24 protein-coding genes and 1 tRNA gene are annotated in these 22,783 nt (G+C 67.7%); 16 read left to right on the top strand and 9 right to left on the bottom strand.

Annotated features, from left to right (window positions below; genetic code table 11):
• Positions 1–39: 39 nt before the first annotated feature.
• Complete coding sequence (locus VI123_RS16090) at positions 40–777, top strand: NRDE family protein (protein WP_336339077.1); 738 nt, start codon at positions 40–42, stop codon at positions 775–777.
• A 27-nt stretch (positions 778–804) separates the two neighbouring features.
• Positions 805–1,155 (top strand): helix-turn-helix transcriptional regulator, encoded by a 351-nt coding sequence (locus VI123_RS16085; protein WP_336339076.1) that lies wholly within the window; start codon positions 805–807, stop codon positions 1,153–1,155.
• 27 nt (positions 1,156–1,182) lie between these two features.
• Here VI123_RS16085 and VI123_RS16080 read toward each other — a convergent pair whose 3' ends face one another.
• Entirely contained in the window at positions 1,183–2,133 is a 951-nt protein-coding gene (locus VI123_RS16080) for a 1,4-dihydroxy-2-naphthoyl-CoA synthase (RefSeq protein ID WP_336339075.1), read from the bottom strand.
• Positions 2,134–2,222: 89 nt separating this feature from the next.
• On the opposite strand from VI123_RS16080, the gene VI123_RS16075 reads away from it, so the two are divergent.
• Both VI123_RS16075 and VI123_RS16070 read left to right on the top strand, forming a co-directional pair.
• A complete protein-coding gene (locus VI123_RS16075) occupies positions 2,223–2,465 on the top strand; it encodes a hypothetical protein (RefSeq protein ID WP_336339074.1) in 243 nt (80 codons plus the stop codon).
• A 34-nt stretch (positions 2,466–2,499) separates the two neighbouring features.
• Entirely contained in the window at positions 2,500–3,420 is a 921-nt protein-coding gene (locus VI123_RS16070) for a J domain-containing protein (protein WP_336339073.1), read from the top strand.
• 4 nt (positions 3,421–3,424) lie between these two features.
• Here VI123_RS16070 and menD read toward each other — a convergent pair whose 3' ends face one another.
• Entirely contained in the window at positions 3,425–5,203 is a 1,779-nt protein-coding gene (menD, locus tag VI123_RS16065) for a 2-succinyl-5-enolpyruvyl-6-hydroxy-3-cyclohexene-1-carboxylic-acid synthase (RefSeq protein ID WP_336339072.1), read from the bottom strand.
• Positions 5,200–6,537, bottom strand: coding sequence for an isochorismate synthase (locus VI123_RS16060; protein ID WP_336339071.1), 1,338 nt, complete (start codon positions 6,535–6,537; stop codon positions 5,200–5,202). The genes menD and VI123_RS16060 overlap by 4 nt, the downstream gene beginning before the upstream one ends.
• 258 nt (positions 6,538–6,795) lie before the next feature.
• On the opposite strand from VI123_RS16060, the gene VI123_RS16055 reads away from it, so the two are divergent.
• Together VI123_RS16055 and VI123_RS16050 are read left to right on the top strand one after the other, a co-directional pair.
• Positions 6,796–7,011 carry a ribbon-helix-helix domain-containing protein gene (locus tag VI123_RS16055; RefSeq protein ID WP_004517946.1) on the top strand — a complete coding sequence of 72 codons (216 nt, stop codon included), beginning with the start codon at positions 6,796–6,798 and terminating at the stop codon, positions 7,009–7,011.
• Positions 7,012–7,082: 71 nt separating this feature from the next.
• Complete coding sequence (locus tag VI123_RS16050; RefSeq protein WP_336339070.1) at positions 7,083–7,364, top strand: UPF0058 family protein; 282 nt, start codon at positions 7,083–7,085, stop codon at positions 7,362–7,364.
• Between the two features lie 96 nt (positions 7,365–7,460).
• Here VI123_RS16050 and VI123_RS16045 read toward each other — a convergent pair whose 3' ends face one another.
• On the bottom strand, positions 7,461–8,318 hold the full coding sequence (locus VI123_RS16045; protein ID WP_336339069.1) for an enoyl-CoA hydratase/isomerase family protein: 858 nt from the start codon (positions 8,316–8,318) through the stop codon (positions 7,461–7,463).
• 43 nt (positions 8,319–8,361) lie between these two features.
• Here VI123_RS16045 and VI123_RS16040 point away from each other — a divergent pair, with 43 nt between their 5' ends.
• The 3 genes from VI123_RS16040 to VI123_RS16030 all read left to right on the top strand — a co-directional run bounded on the left by VI123_RS16040 (position 8,362) and on the right by VI123_RS16030 (position 12,081).
• On the top strand, positions 8,362–9,759 hold the full coding sequence (locus VI123_RS16040; RefSeq protein ID WP_336339068.1) for a cryptochrome/photolyase family protein: 1,398 nt from the start codon (positions 8,362–8,364) through the stop codon (positions 9,757–9,759).
• A 176-nt stretch (positions 9,760–9,935) separates the two neighbouring features.
• On the top strand, positions 9,936–10,547 hold the full coding sequence (gene sod, locus VI123_RS16035; protein WP_336339067.1) for a superoxide dismutase: 612 nt from the start codon (positions 9,936–9,938) through the stop codon (positions 10,545–10,547).
• A 181-nt stretch (positions 10,548–10,728) separates the two neighbouring features.
• Complete coding sequence (locus VI123_RS16030; RefSeq protein WP_407067010.1) at positions 10,729–12,081, top strand: ABC transporter substrate-binding protein; 1,353 nt, start codon at positions 10,729–10,731, stop codon at positions 12,079–12,081.
• A gap of 24 nt (positions 12,082–12,105) precedes the next feature.
• Here VI123_RS16030 and VI123_RS16025 read toward each other — a convergent pair whose 3' ends face one another.
• Genes VI123_RS16025 through VI123_RS16010 form a run of 4 tightly spaced genes read right to left on the bottom strand, consistent with a single transcriptional unit; the run spans position 12,106 to position 16,073 of the window.
• Entirely contained in the window at positions 12,106–12,858 is a 753-nt protein-coding gene (locus VI123_RS16025; RefSeq protein ID WP_336339066.1) for an ABC transporter ATP-binding protein, read from the bottom strand.
• A complete protein-coding gene (locus VI123_RS16020) occupies positions 12,855–13,685 on the bottom strand; it encodes an ABC transporter ATP-binding protein (RefSeq protein WP_336339065.1) in 831 nt (276 codons plus the stop codon). Before VI123_RS16020 ends, VI123_RS16025 begins: the two co-directional genes overlap by 4 nt.
• Complete coding sequence (locus VI123_RS16015) at positions 13,678–14,961, bottom strand: branched-chain amino acid ABC transporter permease (protein WP_336339064.1); 1,284 nt, start codon at positions 14,959–14,961, stop codon at positions 13,678–13,680. Before VI123_RS16015 ends, VI123_RS16020 begins: the two co-directional genes overlap by 8 nt.
• Positions 14,958–16,073: a branched-chain amino acid ABC transporter permease gene (locus VI123_RS16010; protein ID WP_336339063.1), complete on the bottom strand. Its 1,116-nt coding sequence runs from the start codon at positions 16,071–16,073 to the stop codon at positions 14,958–14,960. The genes VI123_RS16015 and VI123_RS16010 overlap by 4 nt, the downstream gene beginning before the upstream one ends.
• Positions 16,074–16,386: 313 nt before the next feature.
• On the opposite strand from VI123_RS16010, the gene VI123_RS16005 reads away from it, so the two are divergent.
• From VI123_RS16005 to VI123_RS15985, 5 genes are all read left to right on the top strand, one after another.
• Complete coding sequence (locus tag VI123_RS16005) at positions 16,387–17,583, top strand: helix-turn-helix transcriptional regulator (RefSeq protein ID WP_336339062.1); 1,197 nt, start codon at positions 16,387–16,389, stop codon at positions 17,581–17,583.
• 67 nt (positions 17,584–17,650) lie between these two features.
• Positions 17,651–17,725, top strand: a tRNA-Glu gene (locus VI123_RS16000).
• A gap of 74 nt (positions 17,726–17,799) precedes the next feature.
• Positions 17,800–18,495 carry a competence/damage-inducible protein A gene (locus VI123_RS15995; RefSeq protein WP_336339061.1) on the top strand — a complete coding sequence of 232 codons (696 nt, stop codon included), beginning with the start codon at positions 17,800–17,802 and terminating at the stop codon, positions 18,493–18,495.
• A 196-nt stretch (positions 18,496–18,691) separates the two neighbouring features.
• Positions 18,692–19,762, top strand: a complete 1,071-nt coding sequence (locus tag VI123_RS15990; RefSeq protein WP_336339060.1) for an ATP-NAD kinase family protein — start codon at positions 18,692–18,694, stop codon at positions 19,760–19,762.
• Positions 19,763–19,847: 85 nt separating this feature from the next.
• Positions 19,848–20,882: a phosphate uptake regulator PhoU gene (locus VI123_RS15985; RefSeq protein ID WP_336339059.1), complete on the top strand. Its 1,035-nt coding sequence runs from the start codon at positions 19,848–19,850 to the stop codon at positions 20,880–20,882.
• A gap of 71 nt (positions 20,883–20,953) precedes the next feature.
• On the opposite strand, the gene VI123_RS15980 is transcribed toward VI123_RS15985, so the two are convergent.
• A complete protein-coding gene (locus VI123_RS15980; RefSeq protein ID WP_336339058.1) occupies positions 20,954–22,150 on the bottom strand; it encodes an LEA type 2 family protein in 1,197 nt (398 codons plus the stop codon).
• An 87-nt stretch (positions 22,151–22,237) separates the two neighbouring features.
• Here VI123_RS15980 and VI123_RS15975 point away from each other — a divergent pair, with 87 nt between their 5' ends.
• Positions 22,238–22,468, top strand: coding sequence for a DUF7525 family protein (locus tag VI123_RS15975; RefSeq protein WP_455429074.1), 231 nt, complete (start codon positions 22,238–22,240; stop codon positions 22,466–22,468).
• A gap of 64 nt (positions 22,469–22,532) precedes the next feature.
• Complete coding sequence (locus VI123_RS15970) at positions 22,533–22,760, top strand: DUF7123 family protein (RefSeq protein WP_312618695.1); 228 nt, start codon at positions 22,533–22,535, stop codon at positions 22,758–22,760.
• The last annotated feature ends 23 nt before the right edge of the window (positions 22,761–22,783 follow it).

Raw genomic sequence — 22,783 nt, 5'->3', positions numbered from 1 at the left:
AGCCAAGCCGTTTTGCCCGTCGGTAGCCTACGTGGTCCCGTGTGTACAATCGTCCTCGCGTGGCAGGTCTTCGACGGCACGCCGGTCGCGGTCGCGGCGAACCGCGACGAGCAACTCGACAGGCCGTCACAGCCGCCGCGACAGCGCCACTGGGGGAGTCGCGTCGTCGCGCCCGCCGACGAAGAAGCCGACGGAACGTGGATAGGGTACAACGAGCACGGCCTGCTGGCGGCGGTGACCAACCGCTGGGTCGACGCTGACCTGGCCGGCGAGCGCTCGCGCGGCCTGCTCGTCCGCGACGTGCTGGGCCACGAAACGGCCGAATCGGCCGCCCGCGCCGTCGAGCGAGCGACCAGGGAAGCCGAGTACGCCGGCTTCAACCTCCTGCTGGCCGACGAGACCGCCGCCGTCCTGCTAGAGTGGGACGGGCAACTGGCGGTCCGGAACTTCCAGCCTGGCGTCCACGTCGTCGTCAACGTCGGTGCGGACGGCGACTACCGGATTCCCGCTCGCCGGCCCGACGCTGGCGAGGAGCAGGCGAACAACGCGGCCCGGCTACACGAAGCCATGGCTCCGGAACCGGGCGAGTCCGCCGACGAGTGGCTCGACCGCGCGAGCGAGGCCATCAGCGACCACGAGTACGGCGTCTGCGTCCACGGTGACGGCTTCGGCACGCGGTCGTCGTCGCTCATCACACTGGGAACCGACACGACGTATCGGTACGCGGACGGGCCGCCCTGCCGGACGCCCTACCGCCCGGTCGAAGGTCAGATTTAAGCGGCCGACTCACGGTGTACACAATACATGAGTTCAGCAGCGTCGGAGGCGGACCTTTCTGAGGGCGAGCGGGCCGGGCTCGAACTGATTCGGGAGTCCGGCGGCATCCACCAGAGCGACTTCTGGAAGGAACTCGACGTCTCCTCGCGGAAGGGGAGTCGCATCGTCGAGTCCCTGTTCGAGAAGGACCTCATCCAGCGCGAGGAGACGGTCTACGAGGGCCACAACACCTACTATCTGACCCCCGCGGCCCGCGACCTCGACTTCTCGCTCCTGATGGCCGGCGACCAGCTCTCACCGTTCATCGGTGACGAGGAGGTTGACCCCCACGACGACACCTTCTCGCAGTGGGTCATGACGCTGGCCTACGAGGACTGAGCGCGCCGTTTCGTCCGTTCCGCCGGCTCAGTAGTGCCACGGGACGTCGTCGAAGTCCGGGTCGCGGCCCTCGTTGAAGGCGTCCCGGCCCTCCTGGGCCTCGTCGGTCATGTAGGCCAGGCGGGTCGCCTCGCCGGCGAACACCTGCTGACCGACCATGCCGTCCGAGTCGAGATTGAAGGCGTACTTCAGCATCCGCATCGCCGTCGGCGACTTCTCGTTCATCCGCTCGGCCCACTCGATAGCGGTGTCTTCGAGGGCCTCGTGGGCCACGACCTCGTTGACCATCCCCATGTCGGCGGCCTCCTCGCCGCTGTAGGTCTTGCCGAGGAAGAACACCTCTCGGGCCTTCTTCTGGCCGACTTGCCGGGCGAGGTACGCCGAGCCGAAGCCGCCGTCGAAACTGCCCACGTCTGGGTCCGTCTGGAGGAACTTCGCGTGCTCCTCGCTGGCGAGCGTGAGGTCACAGACGACGTGCAGGGAGTGGCCGCCACCGACAGCCCAGCCGGGGACGACGGCGACGACGGGCTTGGGGATGTGGCGTATCTGGCGCTGGACTTCGAGGATGTGGAGCCGGCCCACGTTCTCGGGGGCGTCGTCGCCCCCGTCGCTCGTCTCCCGCGGGTCGCTTTGCTCCCCGCTCGCTGTGTCCGAGTCGCGTGGCGACTCGCTGTACTCGTAGCCTGACTCGCCCCGAATGCTCTGGTCCCCGCCGGCGCAGAAGGCCCAGCCGCCGTCCTTCGACGATGGGCCGTTGCCGGTCAGGAGGACACAGCCCACGTCGGTCTGGCGCTTTGCGTGGTCCAGCGCCGTCGCGAGTTCGTCGACCGTCTCCGGGCGGAAGGCGTTGCGCTTCTCGGGCCGGTCGAAGGCGATGCGGACCGCGCCCGTCTCCGTCGAGCGGTGGTAGGTGATGTCGGTGAAGTCGAACCGGTCGACGGCGGTCCAGCGGTCCGGGTCGAATAGCTCAGAGACCATACCGTGGCTCGGGACGGCCCTCGCAAAAAGATTCCTCGTGTCCACGCGGGAGCAAACGCTTTGGTTCCGCGGCCGTGAACGGGCTAGCGATGCCCTCCAACCCGAACAGAAAGGCGGCGATAGGGATACTCGCGGCCCTCTCCGTGGCTATCGTCCTGTACAGCCTGCTCGTTGTCCAGCAGATTCTACTCGGGCTGCTAGTCGCCGTCGTCCCCTGGTTCCTGTATCTGCTCGTGCGGTTCGTGTTCACGCTTGAACGCATCGCGACGGCGCTCGAACGGCTCGCGCGGGACCGCGGCGCGGAGACCGACGGAGGCGTCGAGGACGAGTGACCGAACCGAGTCTCCGGTGGGTGCTGCGCCCGCCATGAGCGAGACGTTCTACGAGGTGTTGGGCGTTTCGACCGACGCGTCGACGGCGGCCATCGAAGCGGCCTACCGGGAGCGCCTGAAGGAGACCCATCCCGACGTGAGCGACGCGGCCGACGCCGGCGAGGCCACACAGCGGCTCATCCGGGCCCGAGACGTGCTCACCGACGAGGACAAGCGGGCGCGGTACGACCGGCTGGGCCACGACGCCTACGTCGCGGGCGGGAGCGACGCGGCCGAGGGCAGCAGTGACGCGGCCGAAGCGGCGCGGCGCGCGGGCTACGACGGGGCTACGTCGACGACCGACCGGACCGCGAACACGACGTCGCGGACGCACACCCGGGACCGGACGCGACGCGAACGAGCCGCCAGGGACCGCGTCGCCGAGGACGGGCGCTCGGGTGCCGATGCGGCCGCGGACAGCGACCGGAGGTCCGGGACGACCACGGAGACCGCCAGCGCGGCGGAGCCGGGGGCTGCCTGGAGTTCCGGCGCGACAGGGGGATTCAGCGACCGTTCCGACGGCGCTGGCACCTGGAGTTCGTCGTCGGCCTACGCCGTCCGCCAGACGGATACCCTCTCCGGCGGGTCGTTGCTGCAGGTGCCGAGCGGCCGCGAGCTGACGCTGTTTGCCATCACTTTCGCCCTCTACCCAGTGTTGCTGTTCAGCGCCCTGCTCCCGGCGTTCCCGCTGTGGGTCAACGTGACCATCGGCGTCTGTACCCTGTGCATGGTCGGGTACCTCCAGTCCGAACCCTCGATTGCGATTATGGTGTTCGGGACATGGAGCCTGGCGACGACGGCGGTCCTGGTCGCGCTGAACGTCAGCGCGTTCTCGCTGGTCGGGGCGCTGGCGCTGTCGGGGACGTGGCTCCCGTTCGGGCTGTCGCTGCTGACCGCATTCGTGTTGCGGCTCTGAGAACTCAGTCGCCCCCGAGGGCGTCGGCGACCTGCTGGGCGAGGCGGTCCCTGACCGCGTGGCTGTCGCCGGCGTCGAACTGGACCTCGATGACCTGCGTGCCGTCGGCCCGGACCGACTCGGCGAACCGCTCGCGGAACTCCCGACGGTCGGCAACGCGTTCGAAATCCAGCGCGTAGAGCGCCTCCGTCGGCTCGAAATCCAGCCCATGTGGCGTCCGGAACTGGTCCTCGAAGGTGGGGTGGTCCTCGATGGGAAGCATGTGGAAGATGCCGCCGCCGTCGTTGTTTATCAGGACGACCGTCGCGTCCACGCCACAGCGACCGAGCGCGAGCAGGCCGTTCATGTCGTGGTAATAGGCCAGGTCGCCGGTGACGAGCACGAGCGGGTCCGCCGTCGCGCTCCCGGCTCCGAGTGCTGTCGACGTGATGCCGTCGATGCCGCTGGCCCCGCGGTTTCCGAGCACGGTCAGGTCGGCGTCGCGGGGTCGGCCGAAGCGGTCCACGTCGCGGACTGGCATGCTGTTCGAGACAAACAGCGTGGCCGGGTCCGGGGCCAGCGCCGCCACGTCCGCGAGGACGCCGCCCTCCCAGTAGGTTTCGGCGACAGTATCGTCGACGGCCTCCCAGTGGACCCGTTCCGCCCTGGCGAACCGCTCGCGCCACGACTCCGAAACGCTACCCAGCGGTGCCGCCGCGAGCGCGTCCGCGGTGGCGTCCGGGTCGGCGACGAGCAGGTCTGTCGCGGTGAACTCCGCCTCCGGCCAGCCGCCGCTCGGGTCGACGACGAACTGCCGGCAGTCGGCGTCCCGGAGGTAGTGCCGCAGCGGCTTCGAGGTCGGTGACGCGCCGAAGCGGACGACCACGTCGGGGTCGCCCCACTCCTCGACGCCGTCGCTGCCGAGGTAGCCGTCGTAGCCGCCACAGACCGGCACGTCGAGGCGGTCGACGTGGGGGCCGAACCGCAGGTCCGACAGCGGGTCCGCGAAGACGGGGAAGCCGGTCGCGGACGCCAGCCGCGCCAGCGAGTCGGCGCTGAGCCCCCGGTCGGCCGGCCCGGCGACGATGAGGCCCCGCTTGGCGGCCCGGAGCGACTCCCGAACCCGGCGCACTGTCCGCTCGTCCGGTTCGGCGACGCCCTCGCTGGTCGAGACGAACGGGCCGTCGCGGCCGGCTTCGGCCGCGTCGTCGCCGCCCGCCCAGTCGTCGGGAACGCCGGCCGGGGCGTCCTCGGGCGTCGGTGTCGGCTCCAGCGGCTTCCGGAACCGACAGTTCAGGTGGACCGGGCCCGGGTCGGCTCCGGTGCTCTCCGCCAGCGCGCGGGCCGCCGTGGTTCGGAGCATCCGCACCTTGCGTGGCTCGGCCTCGGGTTCGGGCATGTCCCGATACCACCGGACGGCGTCGCCGTACAGCTTCTCCTGGTCGACGGTCTGATTCGCGCCGCTGTCGATGAGTTCAGGCGGGCGGTCCGCCGTCAGGAGCACGAGTGGGACGCCCGACTGGTTCGCTTCGACGACCGCCGGGTGGTAGTTCGCCGCGGCGGTCCCGGAGGTACAGACCAGCGGCGTCGGCTCGCCGGTTCGTCGAGCGCGTCCCAGCGCGAAGAAGGCCGCCGACCGCTCGTCGAGGTGGGAGAACACTTCGATGTCGGGATGCTCGGCGAACGCGACCGTCAGCGGCGTCGAGCGACTGCCGGGCGAGAGACACGCCGCGTCGACGCCGCCGGCGACGAGCTCCTCGACGAGCGTCTCGGCCCACAGCGTGTTGACGTTCGGAGCCGTCATTCCAGTTCGTCCAGAATCGGCCGGTACTTGAGCTGGACCTCGTCCCACTCGCGGTCGGGGTCGCTGTCCGCGACGATGCCCGCGCCCGCGAAGAGGGTCGCCTCCCGCTCCGTGGCGACGGCCGAGCGGATGCCGACGGCGAAGGTCCCGTTGCCGGCCGCGTCGACCCAGCCGATAGGGGCTGCGTACCACCCGCGGTCGAACGCCTCCGTCTCGCGGATGGTCCGAAGCGCCGCGTCCGGCGGCAGGCCGCCGACGGCCGGGGTCGGGTGGAGCGCCTCGACCAGCGAGAGGACGTGCTCGTCGTCGTCGAGTTCGGCCGTAATCGACGTCCGGAGGTGCTGGACCGTGGCGAGCCGGCGGATCGTCCGGTCGCCGATGCGGACCGTCGAGGCGAACGGCTCCAGCTGGTCGCGTATCGCGTCGGCGACGAGCTTCTGCTCGTGGCGGTCCTTCTCGCTGTCCAAGAGTTCGGCGGCGAGCCACTCGTCCTCGGCGGGCGTGTCGCCCCGGCCCGTCGAGCCGGCGAGCGCCTCCGTCCGAACCGTCCGTCCGCGGACCGACACCAGCCGCTCCGGCGTGGCCCCGAAGAAGGTGCCGCCGGCCTCGGGCGACAGCATGAACCGGTAGCAGTCCGGGTAGGTCCGGGACAGCCGCGCCATCACGTCGGGGACCGACAGGTCGGCCTCCAGCGCGACCTTGAGACTCTGTGCGAGGACGACCTTCTGGAGGTCGCCGCAGTCGACGCTGGAGAGGGCGGCCGACACCTGCTCGCGCCAGCCCGCCTGTGTGGGCGTGCGCTCCCGGCGCGAGATTCCCGGCGGGACGCCCGGCTCGCGCTCCGAGAGCGTGGCCAGGCGGTCGCGCCACTCGGCGAGCAGCCGCTCCGCCTCCGCGGCGGCCTCGGGTCCCGTCGCGGCCGTCGTGAGCCAGGCGTCGTCGGCCCTCGCGGTCACCTGCACCTCGGGGAGGAAAAACGCCGCACTGGGGAACCCGCCCCAGGGGGAGTTGTCCCCCTCGTGGCTCCCGTTGTGGAAGGCGAACCCGCCGAACGCCCGCGGTCGGGCGGCGCTCGGGAGCCCTTCGGGGATCGAACAGTCCTCGAACAGCGCCGCGACCGCCGCCTGAACGTCGTCGAACCGCGACTGCCCGTCGGCGGTCACGGTCGCCGCGCTCCCGCGGGCCGCGATTGACTCGGTACCGGCCGCCCAGAAGAACCGGGGGCGAGCGTCCGTTTCCAGTACCGCCCGCACCGGTGCGTCGTCGAGGCGACACCCGCGTGCGACGACCGTTGTCTCACCAACCGTCGTCTCGTCACCACGCAGTGGTTCCATCACCCACGCCTTAGGATTCCGCACCTTTGAGCCTAACTATACGCTCGATTCCGTTGGCGAGTCCGGACGGCCGTCCATGGAGGCCGCGACACCGATTTTGCCCGGGTAACTGCCGCAGCGACGAATCGTTTCGCTTCGGTGAGATTAATCTTTCCGTTCACAAATCTCGGCTCTCAGTTGTACAAGTTTAATTCTGCAATCTACGAACACACCCCCGTCAAGTTTAAATAGGGCTTAGTCGAAGCCCCCTATGTTGCGATGCCCAAGGTAGAGATCAATATCCCGGAACACCTGGAGATGCAGATCGCGCAGCTCGTCGAGAAAGGCGAGTTCCTCAACCGCGAGGAAGCCATCGAGGACCTCCTGTCGACCGGGCTCAAGGCGTACAAAACCTCCGGACCACAGGACGAAGACGAGGAGCCAGGGTTCGAAGAAGACGGCATGATGGGTCACGACGACGAGTACGTCTTCTGAAAATGCAGGCGTGAGAGTCTGGTATCCCTTCTCAAGCAATTCTTATGGACGTGCCGCTACGTACTGTAGCTATGCACAAAGACGAGCTTCTCGAGCTACACGAGCAGATGGTGACGATTATGGAGTACTTCCGCGACGACATGGACTCGGTCGACCCCGACCTGTTCGACACCTACCAGGAACTCGACGTGCGCCCCTCCGACGTGCACAAGTCGAAGAGCGAGCACAAACACGCCGTCTTCGTGCTCGGGAACTCCCTGGCGACGGCGATGAGCGAAGACGAGTTCTCCGATGCAGGCCGGGTCAGCAAGCGGATGAAGGAGCTGGCCGAGGACGCCGAGCGGAAACTGTAGTCGACGCCGTCGAGTGCTCTCGTCTTTCGTCTCGTCTTTTTCCTCTTCCATCGCGGAGTCGCTGCCCGGTTCGGTGACCGGTACCCGCCACGCAGGCTACTGGCCCCGGAACTCCGGCTCGCGGTTCTCGACGAAGGCGGTCGCGCCCTCCTCGTGGTCGTCGGTCGTGAAGACGAGGCCCTGCGCGGTGGCCTCGTTCTCCAGCGCCTGCTCCAGGGAGCTGTCCAGACTCCGGTCGACCAGTCGCTTCGCGTGACCGAGTGCGACCGTCGGCCCCGACGCGATGTCCTCGACGAGCGCCGAAGCCGCCGAGTCGAACGACTCTGCGTCGAACACCTGCGTGAACAGCCCGAGTTCGTGGGCGGCCTCGGCGTCCAGTAACTCGCCGGTAAACAGGAGCTCCTTGGCCTTGTTCGGGCCGACGATTCGGGGGAGGAAGTACGAGACCCCGGAGTCACTCGCCAGGCCGACCCGGCGGAAGCCAAAGCCTATCTGGGCGTCGGTGCTTGCGACCTGCAGGTCACAGGCCAGCGCGAGCCCCGCTCCCGCGCCGAAAGCGGGGCCGTCTATCTCGGCGACGACCGGGAGCGGACAGCTGTGGACGGTCCGGATGGCCTCGTGGAGCGACGAGACCACCTGTTCGACCCGCTCGGCCGGCGGCTGGTCGCCGTCGACCCCTTCCAGCATCGCGTTGATGTCGCCGCCGGCACAGAACGCGGGGCCCGCACCTTCGAGTACGACACACCGGGCGTCGCCGTCGGCCACCGACTCGAACCGGTCGGTGAGCGCCTCGGCGGTCGCCTTCGAGAGGGCGTTTCTCGCGTCCGGTCGGTTCAGCGTCACTGTGGCTACGGCCCCGTCCGTCGACGCCGTCACGGTCGTGTCGTCCATGCGCGTACGCTCGCCCGGCGGAGAGATAACAGTGGTGTCCGTCACCGCCTGCCAGACCAACATCGTTGGGCAGTACCTTTTGCCCGGGCTGGCACGTGCACTAGGTATGCGCCTGCACTGGCATCGCCGTGACCTCAGGGCGGCGGACAACGCCGGCCTCGCCGAAGCGACCCCGTCAGACCCCGTCGTTCCGGTGTTCGTCTTCGACAGGGCCGTCCTCGACCACGCCGGCCCGCCGCGGGTCGCGTTCATGCTCGACGCGCTCGACAGCCTGCGGGAGTGGTACCGCGACCGCGGCAGCGACCTCGTCGTCGCCGAGGGCGACCCCACTGCCGTCCTCCCGGCCCTCGCCGCCGAGTACGGCGCGGAGCGGGTCACCTGGGGGAAAGACTACTCCGGGCTCGCCCGCGAACGCGACGCCGCCGTCCGGCAGGCACTCGACGACGTCGACGTGGCCCGCGAGGCCGTCCAGAACGCCGTGTTGCACGAGCCCGGCGAGATAACGACGAACGACGGCGACCCCTACAGCGTCTTCACCTACTTCGGCCGGAAGTGGCACGACCGCGAGAAGGCGGCCCCCTACGAACCGCCGTCGGCCGACGCGCTGGCCGCCGTCGACGGCGCCCCGCTCCCGACGCTCGTCGACCTCGGTTTCGAGGAGCCGGAAGCGGACGTGCCCCCAGCAGGGACCGAAGAAGCGCGGGGGCTGCTGGATGCGTTCCTCGACGGGAACGTCTACGAGTACGAAAAGCGGCGGGACTTCCCGGCCGACGAGTGCACGTCCCGACTCTCGCCACATCTGAAGTTCGGCACCATCGGCATCAGGGAGGTGTACGACCGCACCGAGGACGCCAAGGCAGGGACCGGCGGCGACCGCCGCGAGTCAGTACGGGAGTTCCAGTCCCAGCTGGCCTGGCGGGAGTTCTACACGCAGGTGCTGTTTGCCCACCCGAACGTCGTCAGTTCGAACTACAAGTCCTACGAGCACCCCCTCGAGTGGGAGAACGACGAAGACCTCCTGCAGGCCTGGAAGGACGGCGAGACCGGCTATCCAATCGTCGACGCCGGGATGCGCCAGCTCCGGGAAGAAGCGTACATGCACAACCGCGTCCGGATGATAGTCGCCTCCTTCCTCACGAAGGACCTGCTCGTCGACTGGCGACACGGCTACGAGTGGTTCCGGGAGAAACTGGTCGACCACGACACGGCCAACGACAACGGCGGCTGGCAGTGGGCCGCCTCCACCGGGACCGACGCCCAGCCGTACTTCCGCATCTTCAACCCGATGACCCAGGGCGAGGACTACGACCCAGACGCCGAGTACATCAAGGAGTACGTGCCCGAACTGCGGGACGCCGGCCCGGAGATTATCCACGACTGGCACGAGGCGTCGCTCACCCAGCGGCGGTCGGCCGCGCCCGACTACCCCGACCCCGTCGTCGACCACAGCGAGCGCCGCGAACAGGCCCTGGCGATGTTCGAGCGGGCACGGGGCGACGACTAATCGTTCCCGCTCATTGAACTCTCCCGAACGCTTACACACGAGCGAGCGCCGCCCTGTGGCCCCCATGATAACGCGTGGTCGTGGTCCCGTCCGGCCGTCCGTGTCGGGCGCTAACGAATGGCTCCTAAACGTTTAACAGGCAGCCGCGCGACAGATACTGATGGAGGCGTTTTCATATGTCCGAACATTCCGACCCCGAGCTGCCACCGCTCCCGTACGACTACGACGCACTGGAACCTCACATCTCCGAACAGGTGCTCACCTGGCACCACGACACCCACCATCAGGGCTACGTAAACGGCCTCGCGTCGGCCGAGGAGACGCTCGCGGAGAACCGCGACGCCGGTGAGTTCGGTTCGAGCGCCGGAGCGATGGGCAACGTCACCCACAACGGCAGTGGACACTATCTCCACACGCTGTTCTGGGAGAACATGGACCCCAACGGCGGCGGCGAGCCGGAGGGGGACCTCCTCGACCGCATCGAGGAGGACTTCGGCTCCTACGAGGGCTGGAAGGGCGAGTTCGAGGCCGCGGCCTCGGCCGCCGGCGGCTGGGCCCTGCTCGTGTACGACCCCGTCGCCAAGCAACTGCGCAACGTCCCGGTCGGCAAGCACGACCAGGGCGCGCTCTGGGGCTCCCATCCCATCCTCGCGCTCGACGTCTGGGAGCACTCCTACTACTACGACTACGGCCCCGCCCGCGGTGACTTCATCGACGCGTTCTTCGAGGTCGTCAACTGGGACAAGGTCGCCGAAGAGTACGAGAAGGTCGTCGGTCGCGTCGAATAAGGGGCAACACCCGAAATTTTTTCGCGGACGCGCTGAGAGTCCGGACGCAACCGTCTCGGTAGCGGCCGGTCCGCCCTCGCCGTGACCACGGCCAAAATGTCGCCGTGACCGTATCAGACCGCTGGACAACAGCGTTGCGGGAGGATACACTTTTATAAGAGCCGAATCAGTGGTAACTGTTATGAGTCGCGATACCAGCCGACGAACGTTTCTGAAGCGCACTGGGGCGGTAAGCACAGTCGGTCTGCTCGGCGGACTGGCGGGCTGTTCGACCGAACAGACCGGCGGTGACGGCGGCGACGGCGGAACGACCGGCACCGAGTCGGGCGGCGACGGCGGTGCGGACTCGCCCGACGTGCTGATGGTCGTCGGCTACCCACAGAGCGGTGTCCAACTGTTCAAGGACTACTACGCCGACTACGGCGACGACGCCGCCGATATCCTCGTGACCGACGGGCTGCAGGACGGCGAACTCCCCAGCAACGTCGGCAACGACATGTCGAACGTCCGCGGCACGGCCCCGTCGGCGGCCGGGCCCGGCGTCAACACGTTCACGGAGCAGTTCACGTCCCAGTTCGACTACGACGAGGCCGGCGTGTTCACGTCCCAGGCCTACGACGCGACGGCGGTCCAGATTCTGGCGAACGTGCTGGCCGGCGAAAACGACGGGCAGGCCGTCCGTGACCACATGCGCGTCGTCGCCAACCCGGGCGGCGACTCGTACGGCCCCTCGGAGCTACCAGCGGCCGTCGAAGCGGCCGCCGCCGGCGAGAACATCCAGTACGAGGGCGCATCGAGCGCCGTCAACTTCGACAGCAACGGGGACATGGCCTCGGCGCAGTACCAGGTCTTCGGCTTCCAGGACGGCGGCGGCATCGAGTCGCTCAACACCGTCGATTTCAGCGCCGGCGACGACATGCCCCAGCCGGAACCCAGCGGCTCCGGCAGCGATGCCGGCCGGACGGTTCGGTTCGGCGTGTTGATGCCCGAGACCGGCGACCTCGGGCCGCTTGGCAGGCCCATCCGTGACGCGGCGTTGCTCCCGGCCCTGCAACTCGAAGACGAGGTCGACTTCGAGTTCGACTATCAGGTCGGCGACACCCAGACCCAGGCACAGGCGGGCATCGACGCGGCGAACTCCCTCGTCAGCGCGGGCTACCCCTCCATCACCGGTGCGGCCAGTTCGGAGACGACGATTCAGGTCGCCAGGAACGTGCTCATCGACAGCGGCGTGGTCGGCTGCTCGCCGGCCTCCACGTCGCCGACGATTACCAACCTCGAAGACGACGACTACATCTTCCGCACCCCGCCGAGCGACGCCCTGCAGGGCCAGGTTCTCGCGCAGGTCGGGATGTCCGAACTCGGTGCCCAGACCGCCTCGACGCTGTACGTCAACAACAGCTACGGCCAGGCGCTCCAGGACGCGTTCGCCACCGCGTTCGAGAACGAGGGCGGCACCATCGTCAACCAGGTCGGCTTCGAGCAACAGCAGTCCTCGTACACGTCAGAAATCAACAGCGCGATGAACCAGTAACGGCTGTCGGTCAGTTCGTTCCGCTTATCCGCCAAGGAAGTCCTGGCGGACCTGCTCGTCGTTGAGCAGGACTGAGCCCTCGTCCTCGTAGCGGTTCTGCCCCTGTACGAGCACGTAGCCGCGGTCACACCGCCTGAGCGCTTCCTTGGCGTTTTGCTCTACCATCAGCACCGCCGTCCCGTCGTCGTTGATGCGGTCGATGCGGTCGAACATGTCCTCGACGAGGTCCGGGGCCAGGCCGGCAGAGGGCTCGTCGAGCAACAGCAGGTCGGGGTCGAGCATCAGCGCCCGCCCCATGGCGAGCATCTGCTGTTGGCCGCCCGACAGCGTTCCGGCCGACTGGTCGGACCGCTCCCGGAGAATCGGGAACCGCTCGTACACGTCCTCGATGCGGTCCTCCGGAACTTCGTCGAGGATGTACGCGCCCATCTCCAGGTTCTCGCGGACGCTCAGCGAGCCGAACACGTTGCCAGTCTGGGGCACGTAGCTGATGCCCTCGTAGATGATTTCGTCGGGATTGCGCTCGCTGATATCGGTGCCGTCGAAGACGACTTCCCCGCCCATGTACGTCGTCAGGCCGAAGACGGACTTCATCACCGTCGACTTGCCAGCCCCGTTCGGGCCGACGATGACGACGTACTCGCCGTCGGCGACGTCCATGTGGACGTCACTGAGGACCTGCAGGTCGCCGTAGCCGGCGTCGAGGTTCCGAATCGCGAGGAGGCGCTCTGACGGGTTGGGGAGCGTGACAGCCTCGGACTCCGTCGCGCGGCTCATACGTCACCCCCCAGGTACGCTTCCAGTACCCGCTCGTCGGACTTGATTGTCTCCGCATCCCCTTCGGCGAGGACGCCCCCCTGGTGCATGACGATGATGTGTTCGCAGTTGTTCATGATGACGTCCATGTCGTGTTCGACGAGCAGGAAGGTCAGCCCCTGCTCCCGGCGGAGTTCGTGGATGCGCTCCAGTAGCTTCTCCTCCAGCGTCGGATTGACGCCGGCCAGCGGCTCGTCCAGCAGAATCATCTCGGGGTCGGTCATCAGGACCCGCGCCATCTCGAGCAGTTTCCGCTGGCCGCCCGAGAGCGTGCCGGCGTTCTCGTGGGCGAGGTGGTCGATTTCGAAGAATTCCAGCGTCTCCCACGCGCGGTCGCGGACCTCGGTTTCGTCCCTGATGACGTCGCCGCGCAGCCCCGGTGTGACCGACCGGACGACCGACTCGCCTATCTGTCCGCCCGGCGCGAGCATCACGTTCTCCAGGACGGTCATGTCGGAGAGTTCGCGGGCTATCTGGAACGTCCTGACCAGCCCGCGGTTGGCGAGCGTGTACGGCGGGAGGCCGGTGATGCTCTCGCCGTCGAAGGTGACCCGCCCGCCGGTCGGCTCGTGGATGCCGGTGATGCAGTTGAACGTCGTCGACTTGCCGGCCCCGTTGGGGCCGATGAGGCCGGTCAGGGACCCCCCAGCCACGGAGAACGTCGCCCCGTCGACCGCGACGACGCCGCCGAACTCCTTGCGGAGGCCGTCGACTTCCAGCAGCGGCGAGTCAATGGCGTCGCTCGTGACGGCGGTCTCCGTTCGCTCCACGGCGTCGGGCTCACTCATCAGTCTCACCTCCTGGGCTGGACTCCGACCGGTCCAGACTCACGCTCGTCGCGGGTTCGTTCCGGTGACCCAGAAGCCCCTCTGGCTGGTTCTGGATGATGTAGATGAGTACGACGCCGATGAGGACGAACCGGAGCGTGCTGACGTTGCCGACGGTGTAGGCGAGCAGGGGGAACGGGTCGAGCGACGCGAGCCCGGCGACCGCCTCGACGATGTTGCCGGGGCCGCCGGAGCCGCCCAGCGAGATGGTCTCGCCCAGCCGCGCCGGCAGGTAAAACAGCAGCCCCGAGAACGTCGCCGCGCCGATGATGCTCCCGGTGTTGGAGCCGGAACCACCGATGATGAGCGCCGCGAACACGTAGAAGGTAATCGTCGGCCGGAACTGCTGTGGGCTGACGTAGCCCGCCTGTCCGCGGAACAGGACGCCGGCCAGCCCCATCAGCGCACAGCCTATCATGAACGTCTTGATTTTGAACAGCCGGGTGTCCTTGCCAAGCGACTGGGTCACGGTCTCGTCCTCGCGGATGGCTTTCAGTACGCGGCCGAAGGGCGAGTTCGTGATTCGGGCGAGCACCCAGTAGCTCGCGGCTACGACCAGGAGGAGGAGGAGCCCATAGGTGAGATTCGCCAGGTTCGGCCCGGAGACGCCGACGCCCTCCGCGGCGGTCACGAGCGGCTGGCCGACGCCGTTGACGAGCCCCGACGCGACCTCGTTGGCGGACTTGAACGAGATGCCGGTCGCGCCGCCGGTACCGACCGGTACCCCGAACAGCGAGACCTCCGACAGACCGTCCCAGTTGACGATGAGCCGGATGATTTCGGAGAACGCGACCGTGACGATTGCGAGGTAGTCGGCCTTCAGCCGGAGCGCCGGCAGGGCCGCAAGCCCGCCGATGATGGCGGCCATCGCCATGCCGCCGATGAGGCCGACCCACAGCGGGAGGCCGAGCCCCGGGACCGCCCCGGCGGCCGGGTCGGTCGGTGCGGTGAGAATCGCCGTCGTGTACGCGCCGACGGCCATGAACCCCGCGATGCCGATGTTGAACAGGCCGGTGTACCCCCACTGGAGGTTCAGCGCCAGCGCGAGGATAGCGTACCCGCCCATCAGGACGGTCACGCTGCCGATGAAGCCGACAGCGAGGTTCGTCCACTGCGGGCCGCCGACGGCCAGCGCCAGCACGAACATGACTGCCCAGATGCTGACGACGAAGCCGGCGACCAGCCCCAGGTCCGGGAGCGCGTCGAGGCGGTCCCGGACGGCGTCAGCGGCGCTCACGCCGTCGACACCCCCCCGAAGATGCCGGACGGGCGAAGCAGCAGGACGACGATGAGCACGAGGAACGCCGAGGCCCGCGTCAGCCCGTACGGGATCCAGATGAGCGCCAGGCTGTCGACCAGTCCGATGAGGACGCCGCCGGCCATCGCCCCGTATATCGAGCCGATACCGCCGACGATGACCGCGGCGAAGATGAGCAACAGCAGAACCCAGCCGAAGTTGAAGCCGATGGTGCCGCTCTCCAGAACGAGCAGGTAGCCGCCGATACCGGCGAGGCTCCCGCCGAGAATCCAGGTCAGCCGGATGACCCGCTCGGTCGGAATCCCGGTCACTCGCGCGAGGTCCTCGTTGTCGGCCATCGCCCGCATCGCCTTGCCGAGTTTGGTCCGCTGGAGGAGCAGGTGGACGCCCAGCATCAACAGGATCGACACCACGAGCAGCGTGATTTCGTTGTCGGTGACGGAGATGGTCGACAGCACCGTCACCCGGAGGCCGCCGCTCGCGACCCCGCTGGTCTGGGTGCCGAAGACGAAGGCGATGAGGTACCGGAGCGCGAGCGCGACGCCGATAGAGGCGATGAGCAGGGAGATGTTGTCCGCATCGCGCATGGGGCGGTAGGTGAGTCGGTCCACGAGCAAGACGACGCCGACCGACCCGACGCCGGCGACGACGAGCCCGAGAAGCACCGGCAGGAAGGTCGTCACGGTACTCAACTGCCGGCCGGAGTTGAGCATGAACAGTTCGGCGACCGGCGCGCCGGTCCCGAGGCCGGCGGCGATGTACGCGGCGACCCACCCCAGGAACGCCCCGGCAGTCACCGTGTCACCGTGTGCGAAGTTAGCGAAATCGAGGATGCTGTAGGTCATCGACAGGCCGATGCCGGCGAGACCGACGGCCAGGCCGACCAGCAGTCCGTCGACCACCATCGAGAGCAACGAGCCCACGGTGAGCGACCCACCCAGCAGTTTGGTTCCCAGAAAGAACACGGTTGTCCCGGCGAGCTTCGCGACCAGGTCAAGCAGGAGGTAGCCACACACCGCGGCCACCGCCACTGCCCCCGGTCGGTCACCCAACACCACGCGACCGTCTCTCGTGAACTCAGCAATTCCCATAGGTTACCGTTCGTTGGACCCTCCTCTCTAAATAACCCTCCGGAAATCCCTGCGAAACGGCGGTGTAGCCGCCTAAATACCGGTCCAGGAACAGGAACCCGCTCGGCGGAAGTCCGCCGTCGCGGAATCCTCCGTCGGTGAGACCGCGCTCGACCAGGACGGGCACAGCCACGGGGGTCGCCGCGGTGAGGGGGTGGCTGTGAGGCCCGCACAGCCGGCTTCGACACGCGGCTCGCTGATTCCGTCGTCGGCAGAGAAACCGCGGGACATCGACGGGACAGCGACGGAGAACGGTGCTATTCACAGCGCTTTTATGCGGTCCATCGATGATATACGACAGATGGAACGCCTCGTCGTCGCCAGTCTCGTGCTGGGTCTCCTGCTGGGAAGCGGTGCCGCGCCGGCGGCGGCGTCACAGCCGACCGACGAGAGCGTCGGCGTCCAGACGCCGGACGGGTTCGACCGGACGACGTTCCAGGTCACGCTGTACCAGAACGGGTCCGCGGAGTGGGCCATCGTCCACCGGACGCCGCTCGAAAACGACACCGACCAGCAGCAGTTCGAGGAGTTCGCCGCTGACTTCGAGCAGTCCGAACAGCCGCTGTACCGGAACTTCGTCGAGCAATCGGCGCTGCTGACGCAGTACGGGACGAACGTCACCGGTCGGAACATGAGCGCGACCGACTACGAACGGTCGGCGACGGTCGACCCGCTCCAGAACACCGGGACGGTGACGATGTCGTTCCAGTGGCGCAACTTCGCCGTCGTCTCCGGCGACTCCGTCGTCGTCAGCGACGTGTTCGAGGGCGGCTTCTACATCGGGTCGAGCCAGTCGTTCGTCTTCGAGCGCGGTCCCGGACTGACCTTCGTCGACGTCCAGCCGGTCCCGGACTCACAGAGCGCGCCCGACTCGCTGGAACGCAGCGAGAGCGTCACCTGGAACGGCGAGCAGTCGTTCAACGACCGCCGGCCCTACGTAGAACTGCGCCCGCCCGAACCCGAGGCGAGCGCCGGAGAGGAGGCCCGAACCACGGCAGCCGCCGACGCGCCCGATGAAGCCGGTGCCGGGCCGTCGTGGCTGTTCCCGGTCGCCGTCGTCGTCCTCGTCGTCCTCGCCGGCGGGGCGGCCGCGTGGCGGTCCGGGGCGCTCCCGGGGACGCTGGGGAGCGACGACCCGCCCGCCTCGACGCCGTCGGCCGCCGACGCGGGAGAGTCGGCGACGGCGGACGCGGCAGCGACGACAGAGACGCCCGACGAGCCGGCCGTCCCCGACGAGGAACTGCTCACCGACAGCGACCGCGTCCGCAAGCTGCTGGAGGAAAACGGCGGCCGGATGAAGCAGGTCGACATCGTCGACAACACCGACTGGTCGAAATCGAAGGTGAGCATGCTCCTCTCGGACATGGAGGAGGAGGGCGACATCTCGAAGCTCAGGGTCGGCCGCGAGAACATCATCAGCCTCGCCGGCCAGGAGCCCGACGCCGCCGGGTCGCCGTTCGACGACGAGTGAGAAACCGACACAGGGCGGGGCCGAAACGCAATGGTTATACGTATCTCCTCGCTACAACCGTGTGTACGCTCCGTTGGTGTAGTCCGGCCAATCATATCACCCTCTCACGGTGATGACTAGGGTTCAAATCCCTGACGGAGCATTTTCCCAACCTTCCCGTCGAGCCGCCGCTCCGGTCACCGACAGTATTTGTACCTCCCAGTCCAACCGGGCGGTATGCGCGTCGCGGTAGTCACCGTCGGGGACGAACTGCTCAGTGGCGAGACGGTCAACACGAACGCCGCGTGGCTGGGACAGCGGCTCGCGGAGCGTGGCGTCACCGTCGGCCGGACGACGGTCGTCCCCGACGAGGTCGCGGACATCGCCCGCGTGGTCAACGAGTACCACGCGGAGTTCGACGCCGTCCTCGTCACCGGCGGTCTGGGACCGACCCACGACGACAAGACCATCGAGGCCGTCGCCGCGGCGTTCGGGCGGGACGTGGTCGAGAGCGAAGACGCCATCGCGTGGCTGGAGGAACACGGCGGATACACGCGCGATGACCTGACCGACGGGACCGGCGAGGTGCCCGAGGGGTCCCGCGTCCTGCCCAATCACGAGGGCGTCGCCCCCGGCTGTGTCGTCGAGAACTGCTACGTCCTGCCGGGCGTGCCGGCCGAGATGAAGCGGATGTTCGAGGAGGTCGCGGAGGAGTTCGCCGGCGAGCAGCGGTACGTCCGCACCGTCGACGCCGCCGAGCCCGAGAGCGCGCTGCTTGACCGGCTGGCGGAGGTACAGGAGCAGTTCCCCGTCAAGGTCGGCAGCTATCCGGGCGACTACGTGACCGTCCGGTTCGAGGGGACGGAGGAGGACCTGGTCGAGGAAGCGGCCGCGTGGTTCGGCGAGCGGGTCGAGTCGCCGGCGACGGAGTGACTACCGGTAGAGGTAGTTCAGCCAGAGAAACGTCAGGAGGAGGCCACCGAGCGTGATGGCCGCCCCGGACGCGTTGATGATGCCTGTCTGGACGCCGCTCTGGAGTACCACTGACATGGGAGTGGCTTCTGTGCGGGGTGGCTTGAAAGGCACGTTCCCGGGCCGCTTTTGCCGCGGGGTCGCGTAGGGGCGACGAATGCGACGTATCGCTGTCGTCGTCAACCCCATCGCCGGCATGGGCGGGCGCGTCGGGCTCAAGGGCACTGACGGGAAAGTCGAGGAGGCGCGCCGCCGCGGCGCGGAGCAGCGCGCACCGGACCGGGCCCGGCAGGCGCTGGCGTCACTCGCCGAGGTCGGAGCGGACGTGGAACTGCTCGCCTACGGCGACCCGATGGGGGCGGGACTCGCCCGCGACGTGGGGTTCGACCCCGTGGTGGTCGGGTTCCCGGTAAACGCCGATGAGACGACGAGCGAGGACACGCGGGCTGCGGTTCGGGCCTTCGTCGAGGCCGACGCGGACGTGATTCTGTTCGTCGGCGGCGACGGCACGGCCGTGGACGTGGCGACGACCCTCGACGAACTGGACGCGGCGGTCCCGATTCTGGGCGTTCCCGCGGGCGTCAAGGTGTACTCCTCCGTGTTCGGCGTGTCGCCGCGGGCGGCCGGCCGCATCGTCGCCCGCTTCTCGGAGACGGAGCGGGCGGAGGTCAACGACATCGACGAGGACGCGTTCAGGGGCGGGGAGGTCGTCACGGAACTGCGGGCGGTCGCCACGGTCCCCGTCGCCGACCAGCGCCAGTCGGCCAAGCAGCTGGGCGGCGGGAGCGTCGAGTCGCTCGCGGAAAGCGTCGCCGACGCCGTCGAGGCGGGCGTCACGTACGTCCTCGGTCCGGGTAGCACCGTCGGCGCTATCAAGGACGAACTCGGGTTCGACGGGACGACGCTCGGCGTGGACGTGTGGCGCGACGGCGAGGTGCTCGTCCGTGACGCCGCGGAATCGGATATCCTCGACGCCCTCGGCGACCGGAACGTCATCGTCGTCTCGCCTATCGGCGGGCAGGGCTTCGTGTTCGGCCGTGGGAACCAGCAGCTGTCGCCGGCGGTCATCAGGCAGTGTGACCTCGAAGTCGTCGCCTCGCGGCGGAAACTGGACGGCATCGGGACGCTCCGTGTCGACACCGGCGACCCGGAACTGGACGCGGACCTGCGCGGCTGGATACGGGTCCGCGTCGGCCGGCACGAGCGCAGGCTCGTCGAAGTGGTCTGACGGCGGCACAAGCCATGATATATCGCTCGCGGCATTTTATCATGTATAGTCAAGATTAAGGTATCGCACCCCCCAACTAGGACATATGGAAACCCGGAAAGTCCAGCGATTGGGACCGTCGACGCTCGCGATGACGTTGCCGGCGGAGTGGGCCAGCGCACACGACGTCGAGAAAGGCGACGAGGTGTCGCTGCGGATGGGCGGCAAGGGCACACTGACAGTCATGCCCGAGTCCGTGCAGACGGAAGAGTCGGAGGCCATCATCCACGCAGAGAACCTCGACGCCGACTCCGTCGAGCGGGCCATCGTCGCCCAGTACGTGCTCGGCCGGCGCGTCATCCACGTCGAAGCCCCGGAGGGCGAGACACTGGAATCCTCCCACATCAACGCCGTCTACAACGCCGAGACCCAGCTGATGGGGCTGGGCGTCATCGAGGAGACGCCCGACCGAATCGCCATCCGCTGTTCGGTCGACCCGGAGGACTTCACGCTCAACAACCTCCTCGAACGGCTGGAATCGACCGGCTCGACGATGCGAAACGAGGCGGTGAAGTCACTCGCCCACGGCAACCCCGACCTCGCCCAGCGGGCGCTCAACCGCGAGCGGCAGGCCAACAAGATATTCGTCCTCCTGTTGCGGCTCATCTTCACGGCCTACCAGAACCCGAACCTCGCGCGGGCTGTCGGCCTCAACGACGGCTTCCCGCTCATCGGCTACCGCTCGATTGCGAAGAACCTCGAACTGACCGCCGACAACGCCGAGGACATCGCCGAAATCGCCCTGGAGACCGAGGACCACTCGCTCAACGTCGACAGTTCGACGATGCGGCGCATCCGCGAATTCACCGACCAGGTCAACGACATCACCGAACTCGCGGTCCAAGCGGCCGTCGACCGCAACTACGACACCGCGATTCAGGTCCGGGAGCTGTACAAGGACATCGGCGACAAGGAACACGAGATTCTAGACGACCTGCCGGAGATGGACAACGAGGCGCTGCTGGAAGTGCGTGAAGTGCTCGTCAGTCTCCAGCAGACCGCCGAGTTCGCGGTCCGGAGCGCCGAAATCGCGACGAACCTCGCGCTCAACGAGGAGTCCGAGCACACGACCATCGAATAGGCACCGACGCCGCCGGGCCTGCGGTTCGGGAGAACTCCGGCATGTCGGCGACCCGCCCCGATGGCGGCCGGCTACCCGAGGAGGCCGCCGTCGTCGGTCTCGGTTTCGGTCGGGGTAGCCGTCTCCGTCGGAGTCGCAGTGGCCGTGTCAGTTTCGGTCGGGGTGGCCGTCTGCGTCCCTCCGCCGTCCAGCAAGCCGTCGTCCGTCGCTGTGTCCCCACCGTCCAGCAGGCCGTCGTCCGTCTCCGTTCCGGTCGGTGTCGCCGTCGACTCGTCGGCTGCCGAACTATCGGGCGCACCGGTGTCGCTCGCGACTTCGTCGCCGGTCGGGTACTGCCCCTTGTTGCCGAAGATGTCCGTCTCGATGTCTCGCTGGTAGTCGATGGCGTCCAGGTCGACCCTGAACTGCTCGCCGCCACCCTCGACCACGAGGTAGAAGTCGATGTAGAGGTCCGTCCGCTGGTTTCGTCGGAGGTGGGTGACCCACCAGCGGTCCAGGTTCTCGTTTCGAATCGCGGTGGTCGCTTCGAGCGTCGTCTCCTCGCCCGGCGCGAGGACGTAGCCCCGGTCCGTCTCGCCCTCGCCGACGGTCACGTCGTTCATCCGGATAGTGTAGCCGACCTTCGTAATCGTGTAGGGGTACGGCTTGGGGTTGTACACGTCGAAGCCGAGGTCAAGCGGCGTCTCGGCCCGCGTGAGGTTCTTCCGGTCCCACGCGCCGCGGGTCTCGTTGATGTAGAGCACGGGGTCCGAAACGAGCGGCTGGTTCGCGTCGACTGGACGCGTCTCGCTACTGTTGAACTGCCCGAGGAGGTCCGTCTCGATGGTGCGCTCACGGCTGAACGACACCGAGCGGCCGCCGAGCGTCTCGGACGTGACGGTCGCGTCGATGCCCACCGTCGTCGTCTCGCCGTTCTCGATGTGGGTGACCCACCACGGCGGGATGCGGTCGTTTCGCATCTCGGTGGCGAACTCCAGCGTCGTGTTGCCGGTCCCGATGCCGACGCCCTGCCTGTCGCCGCCGGCCATCGCCACGCCGTTCATCGAGACGGTGTAGTCGATTCCGACGCCACCCAGCTGGACCCCGACCGGATTGGGATTGGTCACCGTCAGGTCCGTCACCACGGTGGTCGTCTGGTTCGAGACGCCGGCGAAGTGGTTGTCGACGGACGCGACACCGGGCGTGCCGAGCACGCCGAGTGCGACGCTTCCGCCCGCGATAGCGACGACCGCGACGACGACCACACCGACTGTTCGCAACCGACTCATCGTTTCCAATGCCTCTCGCACGGGCAGGTATATGTCCTGTGGCTCCAGCCCGAATGAACTAAGTGGGCAACACCGAAAGCGTCGTACATGAGTTCCAAGGCGTCGAAAAGCGACATGGGAACGGGCCTGGCCCTGCTGTTCGGGCTCGTCTCCGTCGGTGCGGCCGTGGTCACAGCAACCAACAGCTACAACTACGCGATTTTACACGCACAGGAGCTTGATACTGGCAATCTCCTCGTGACCTCCGGCGGCGCGTTCGGGCTCGCGATGCTGGCCGCGGGCGTGGCCGTCGTGGCGATTCACGCCTACGACGCCTGACCCCGAGTATCAGCGAAGAGTCTGTGAAGGGAACCGTTAAAAACGCTGAGACCTAATCTTAGGTATGGCCGATTACAGCGAGGAAGACCGACGCATTCTCGAGTATCTCCGGGACAGCGTCTCGCGTGGGGAGAGTTACTTCCGCGCGAAGAACATCGCTAAACAGCTCGGCCTCTCGTCGAAGCAGGTGGGAGCGCGGCTCCCGCGCTTAGCTGAAGAGGCCGACGAAGTCGAAATCGAGAAGTGGGGCCGCGCCAGGTCGACGACGTGGCGCGTCACCACGACAGGATAGCCATCGTCGGGTTTTGCGCACTG

The organism is Haloarcula sp. DT43 (assembly GCF_037078405.1).
GTDB lineage: Archaea > Halobacteriota > Halobacteria > Halobacteriales > Haloarculaceae > Haloarcula > Haloarcula brevis.
This window is presented reverse-complemented; position numbering and strand designations above follow the sequence as displayed.

Coding starts and splice junctions, on each gene's coding strand:
- VI123_RS16080 (WP_336339075.1), bottom strand. CDS start 2,133: ATGGTCTCTGAGCTATTCGACCCGGACCGCTGGACCGCCGTCGACCGG.
- VI123_RS16085 (WP_336339076.1), top strand. CDS start 805: ATGAGTTCAGCAGCGTCGGAGGCGGACCTTTCTGAGGGCGAGCGGGCC.
- VI123_RS16030 (WP_407067010.1), top strand. CDS start 10,729: ATGAGTCGCGATACCAGCCGACGAACGTTTCTGAAGCGCACTGGGGCG.
- VI123_RS16045 (WP_336339069.1), bottom strand. CDS start 8,318: ATGTTGGTCTGGCAGGCGGTGACGGACACCACTGTTATCTCTCCGCCG.
- VI123_RS16070 (WP_336339073.1), top strand. CDS start 2,500: ATGAGCGAGACGTTCTACGAGGTGTTGGGCGTTTCGACCGACGCGTCG.
- VI123_RS16025 (WP_336339066.1), bottom strand. CDS start 12,858: ATGAGCCGCGCGACGGAGTCCGAGGCTGTCACGCTCCCCAACCCGTCA.
- VI123_RS16060 (WP_336339071.1), bottom strand. CDS start 6,537: ATGGAACCACTGCGTGGTGACGAGACGACGGTTGGTGAGACAACGGTC.
- VI123_RS16040 (WP_336339068.1), top strand. CDS start 8,362: ATGCGCCTGCACTGGCATCGCCGTGACCTCAGGGCGGCGGACAACGCC.
- VI123_RS16055 (WP_004517946.1), top strand. CDS start 6,796: ATGCCCAAGGTAGAGATCAATATCCCGGAACACCTGGAGATGCAGATC.
- VI123_RS16010 (WP_336339063.1), bottom strand. CDS start 16,073: ATGGGAATTGCTGAGTTCACGAGAGACGGTCGCGTGGTGTTGGGTGAC.
- menD (WP_336339072.1), bottom strand. CDS start 5,203: ATGACGGCTCCGAACGTCAACACGCTGTGGGCCGAGACGCTCGTCGAG.
- VI123_RS15985 (WP_336339059.1), top strand. CDS start 19,848: ATGGAAACCCGGAAAGTCCAGCGATTGGGACCGTCGACGCTCGCGATG.
- VI123_RS16050 (WP_336339070.1), top strand. CDS start 7,083: ATGCACAAAGACGAGCTTCTCGAGCTACACGAGCAGATGGTGACGATT.
- sod (WP_336339067.1), top strand. CDS start 9,936: ATGTCCGAACATTCCGACCCCGAGCTGCCACCGCTCCCGTACGACTAC.
- VI123_RS15970 (WP_312618695.1), top strand. CDS start 22,533: ATGGCCGATTACAGCGAGGAAGACCGACGCATTCTCGAGTATCTCCGG.
- VI123_RS15980 (WP_336339058.1), bottom strand. CDS start 22,150: ATGAGTCGGTTGCGAACAGTCGGTGTGGTCGTCGTCGCGGTCGTCGCT.
- VI123_RS15975 (WP_455429074.1), top strand. CDS start 22,238: ATGAGTTCCAAGGCGTCGAAAAGCGACATGGGAACGGGCCTGGCCCTG.
- VI123_RS15995 (WP_336339061.1), top strand. CDS start 17,800: ATGCGCGTCGCGGTAGTCACCGTCGGGGACGAACTGCTCAGTGGCGAG.
- VI123_RS15990 (WP_336339060.1), top strand. CDS start 18,692: ATGCGACGTATCGCTGTCGTCGTCAACCCCATCGCCGGCATGGGCGGG.
- VI123_RS16005 (WP_336339062.1), top strand. CDS start 16,387: ATGCGGTCCATCGATGATATACGACAGATGGAACGCCTCGTCGTCGCC.
- VI123_RS16020 (WP_336339065.1), bottom strand. CDS start 13,685: ATGAGTGAGCCCGACGCCGTGGAGCGAACGGAGACCGCCGTCACGAGC.
- VI123_RS16075 (WP_336339074.1), top strand. CDS start 2,223: ATGCCCTCCAACCCGAACAGAAAGGCGGCGATAGGGATACTCGCGGCC.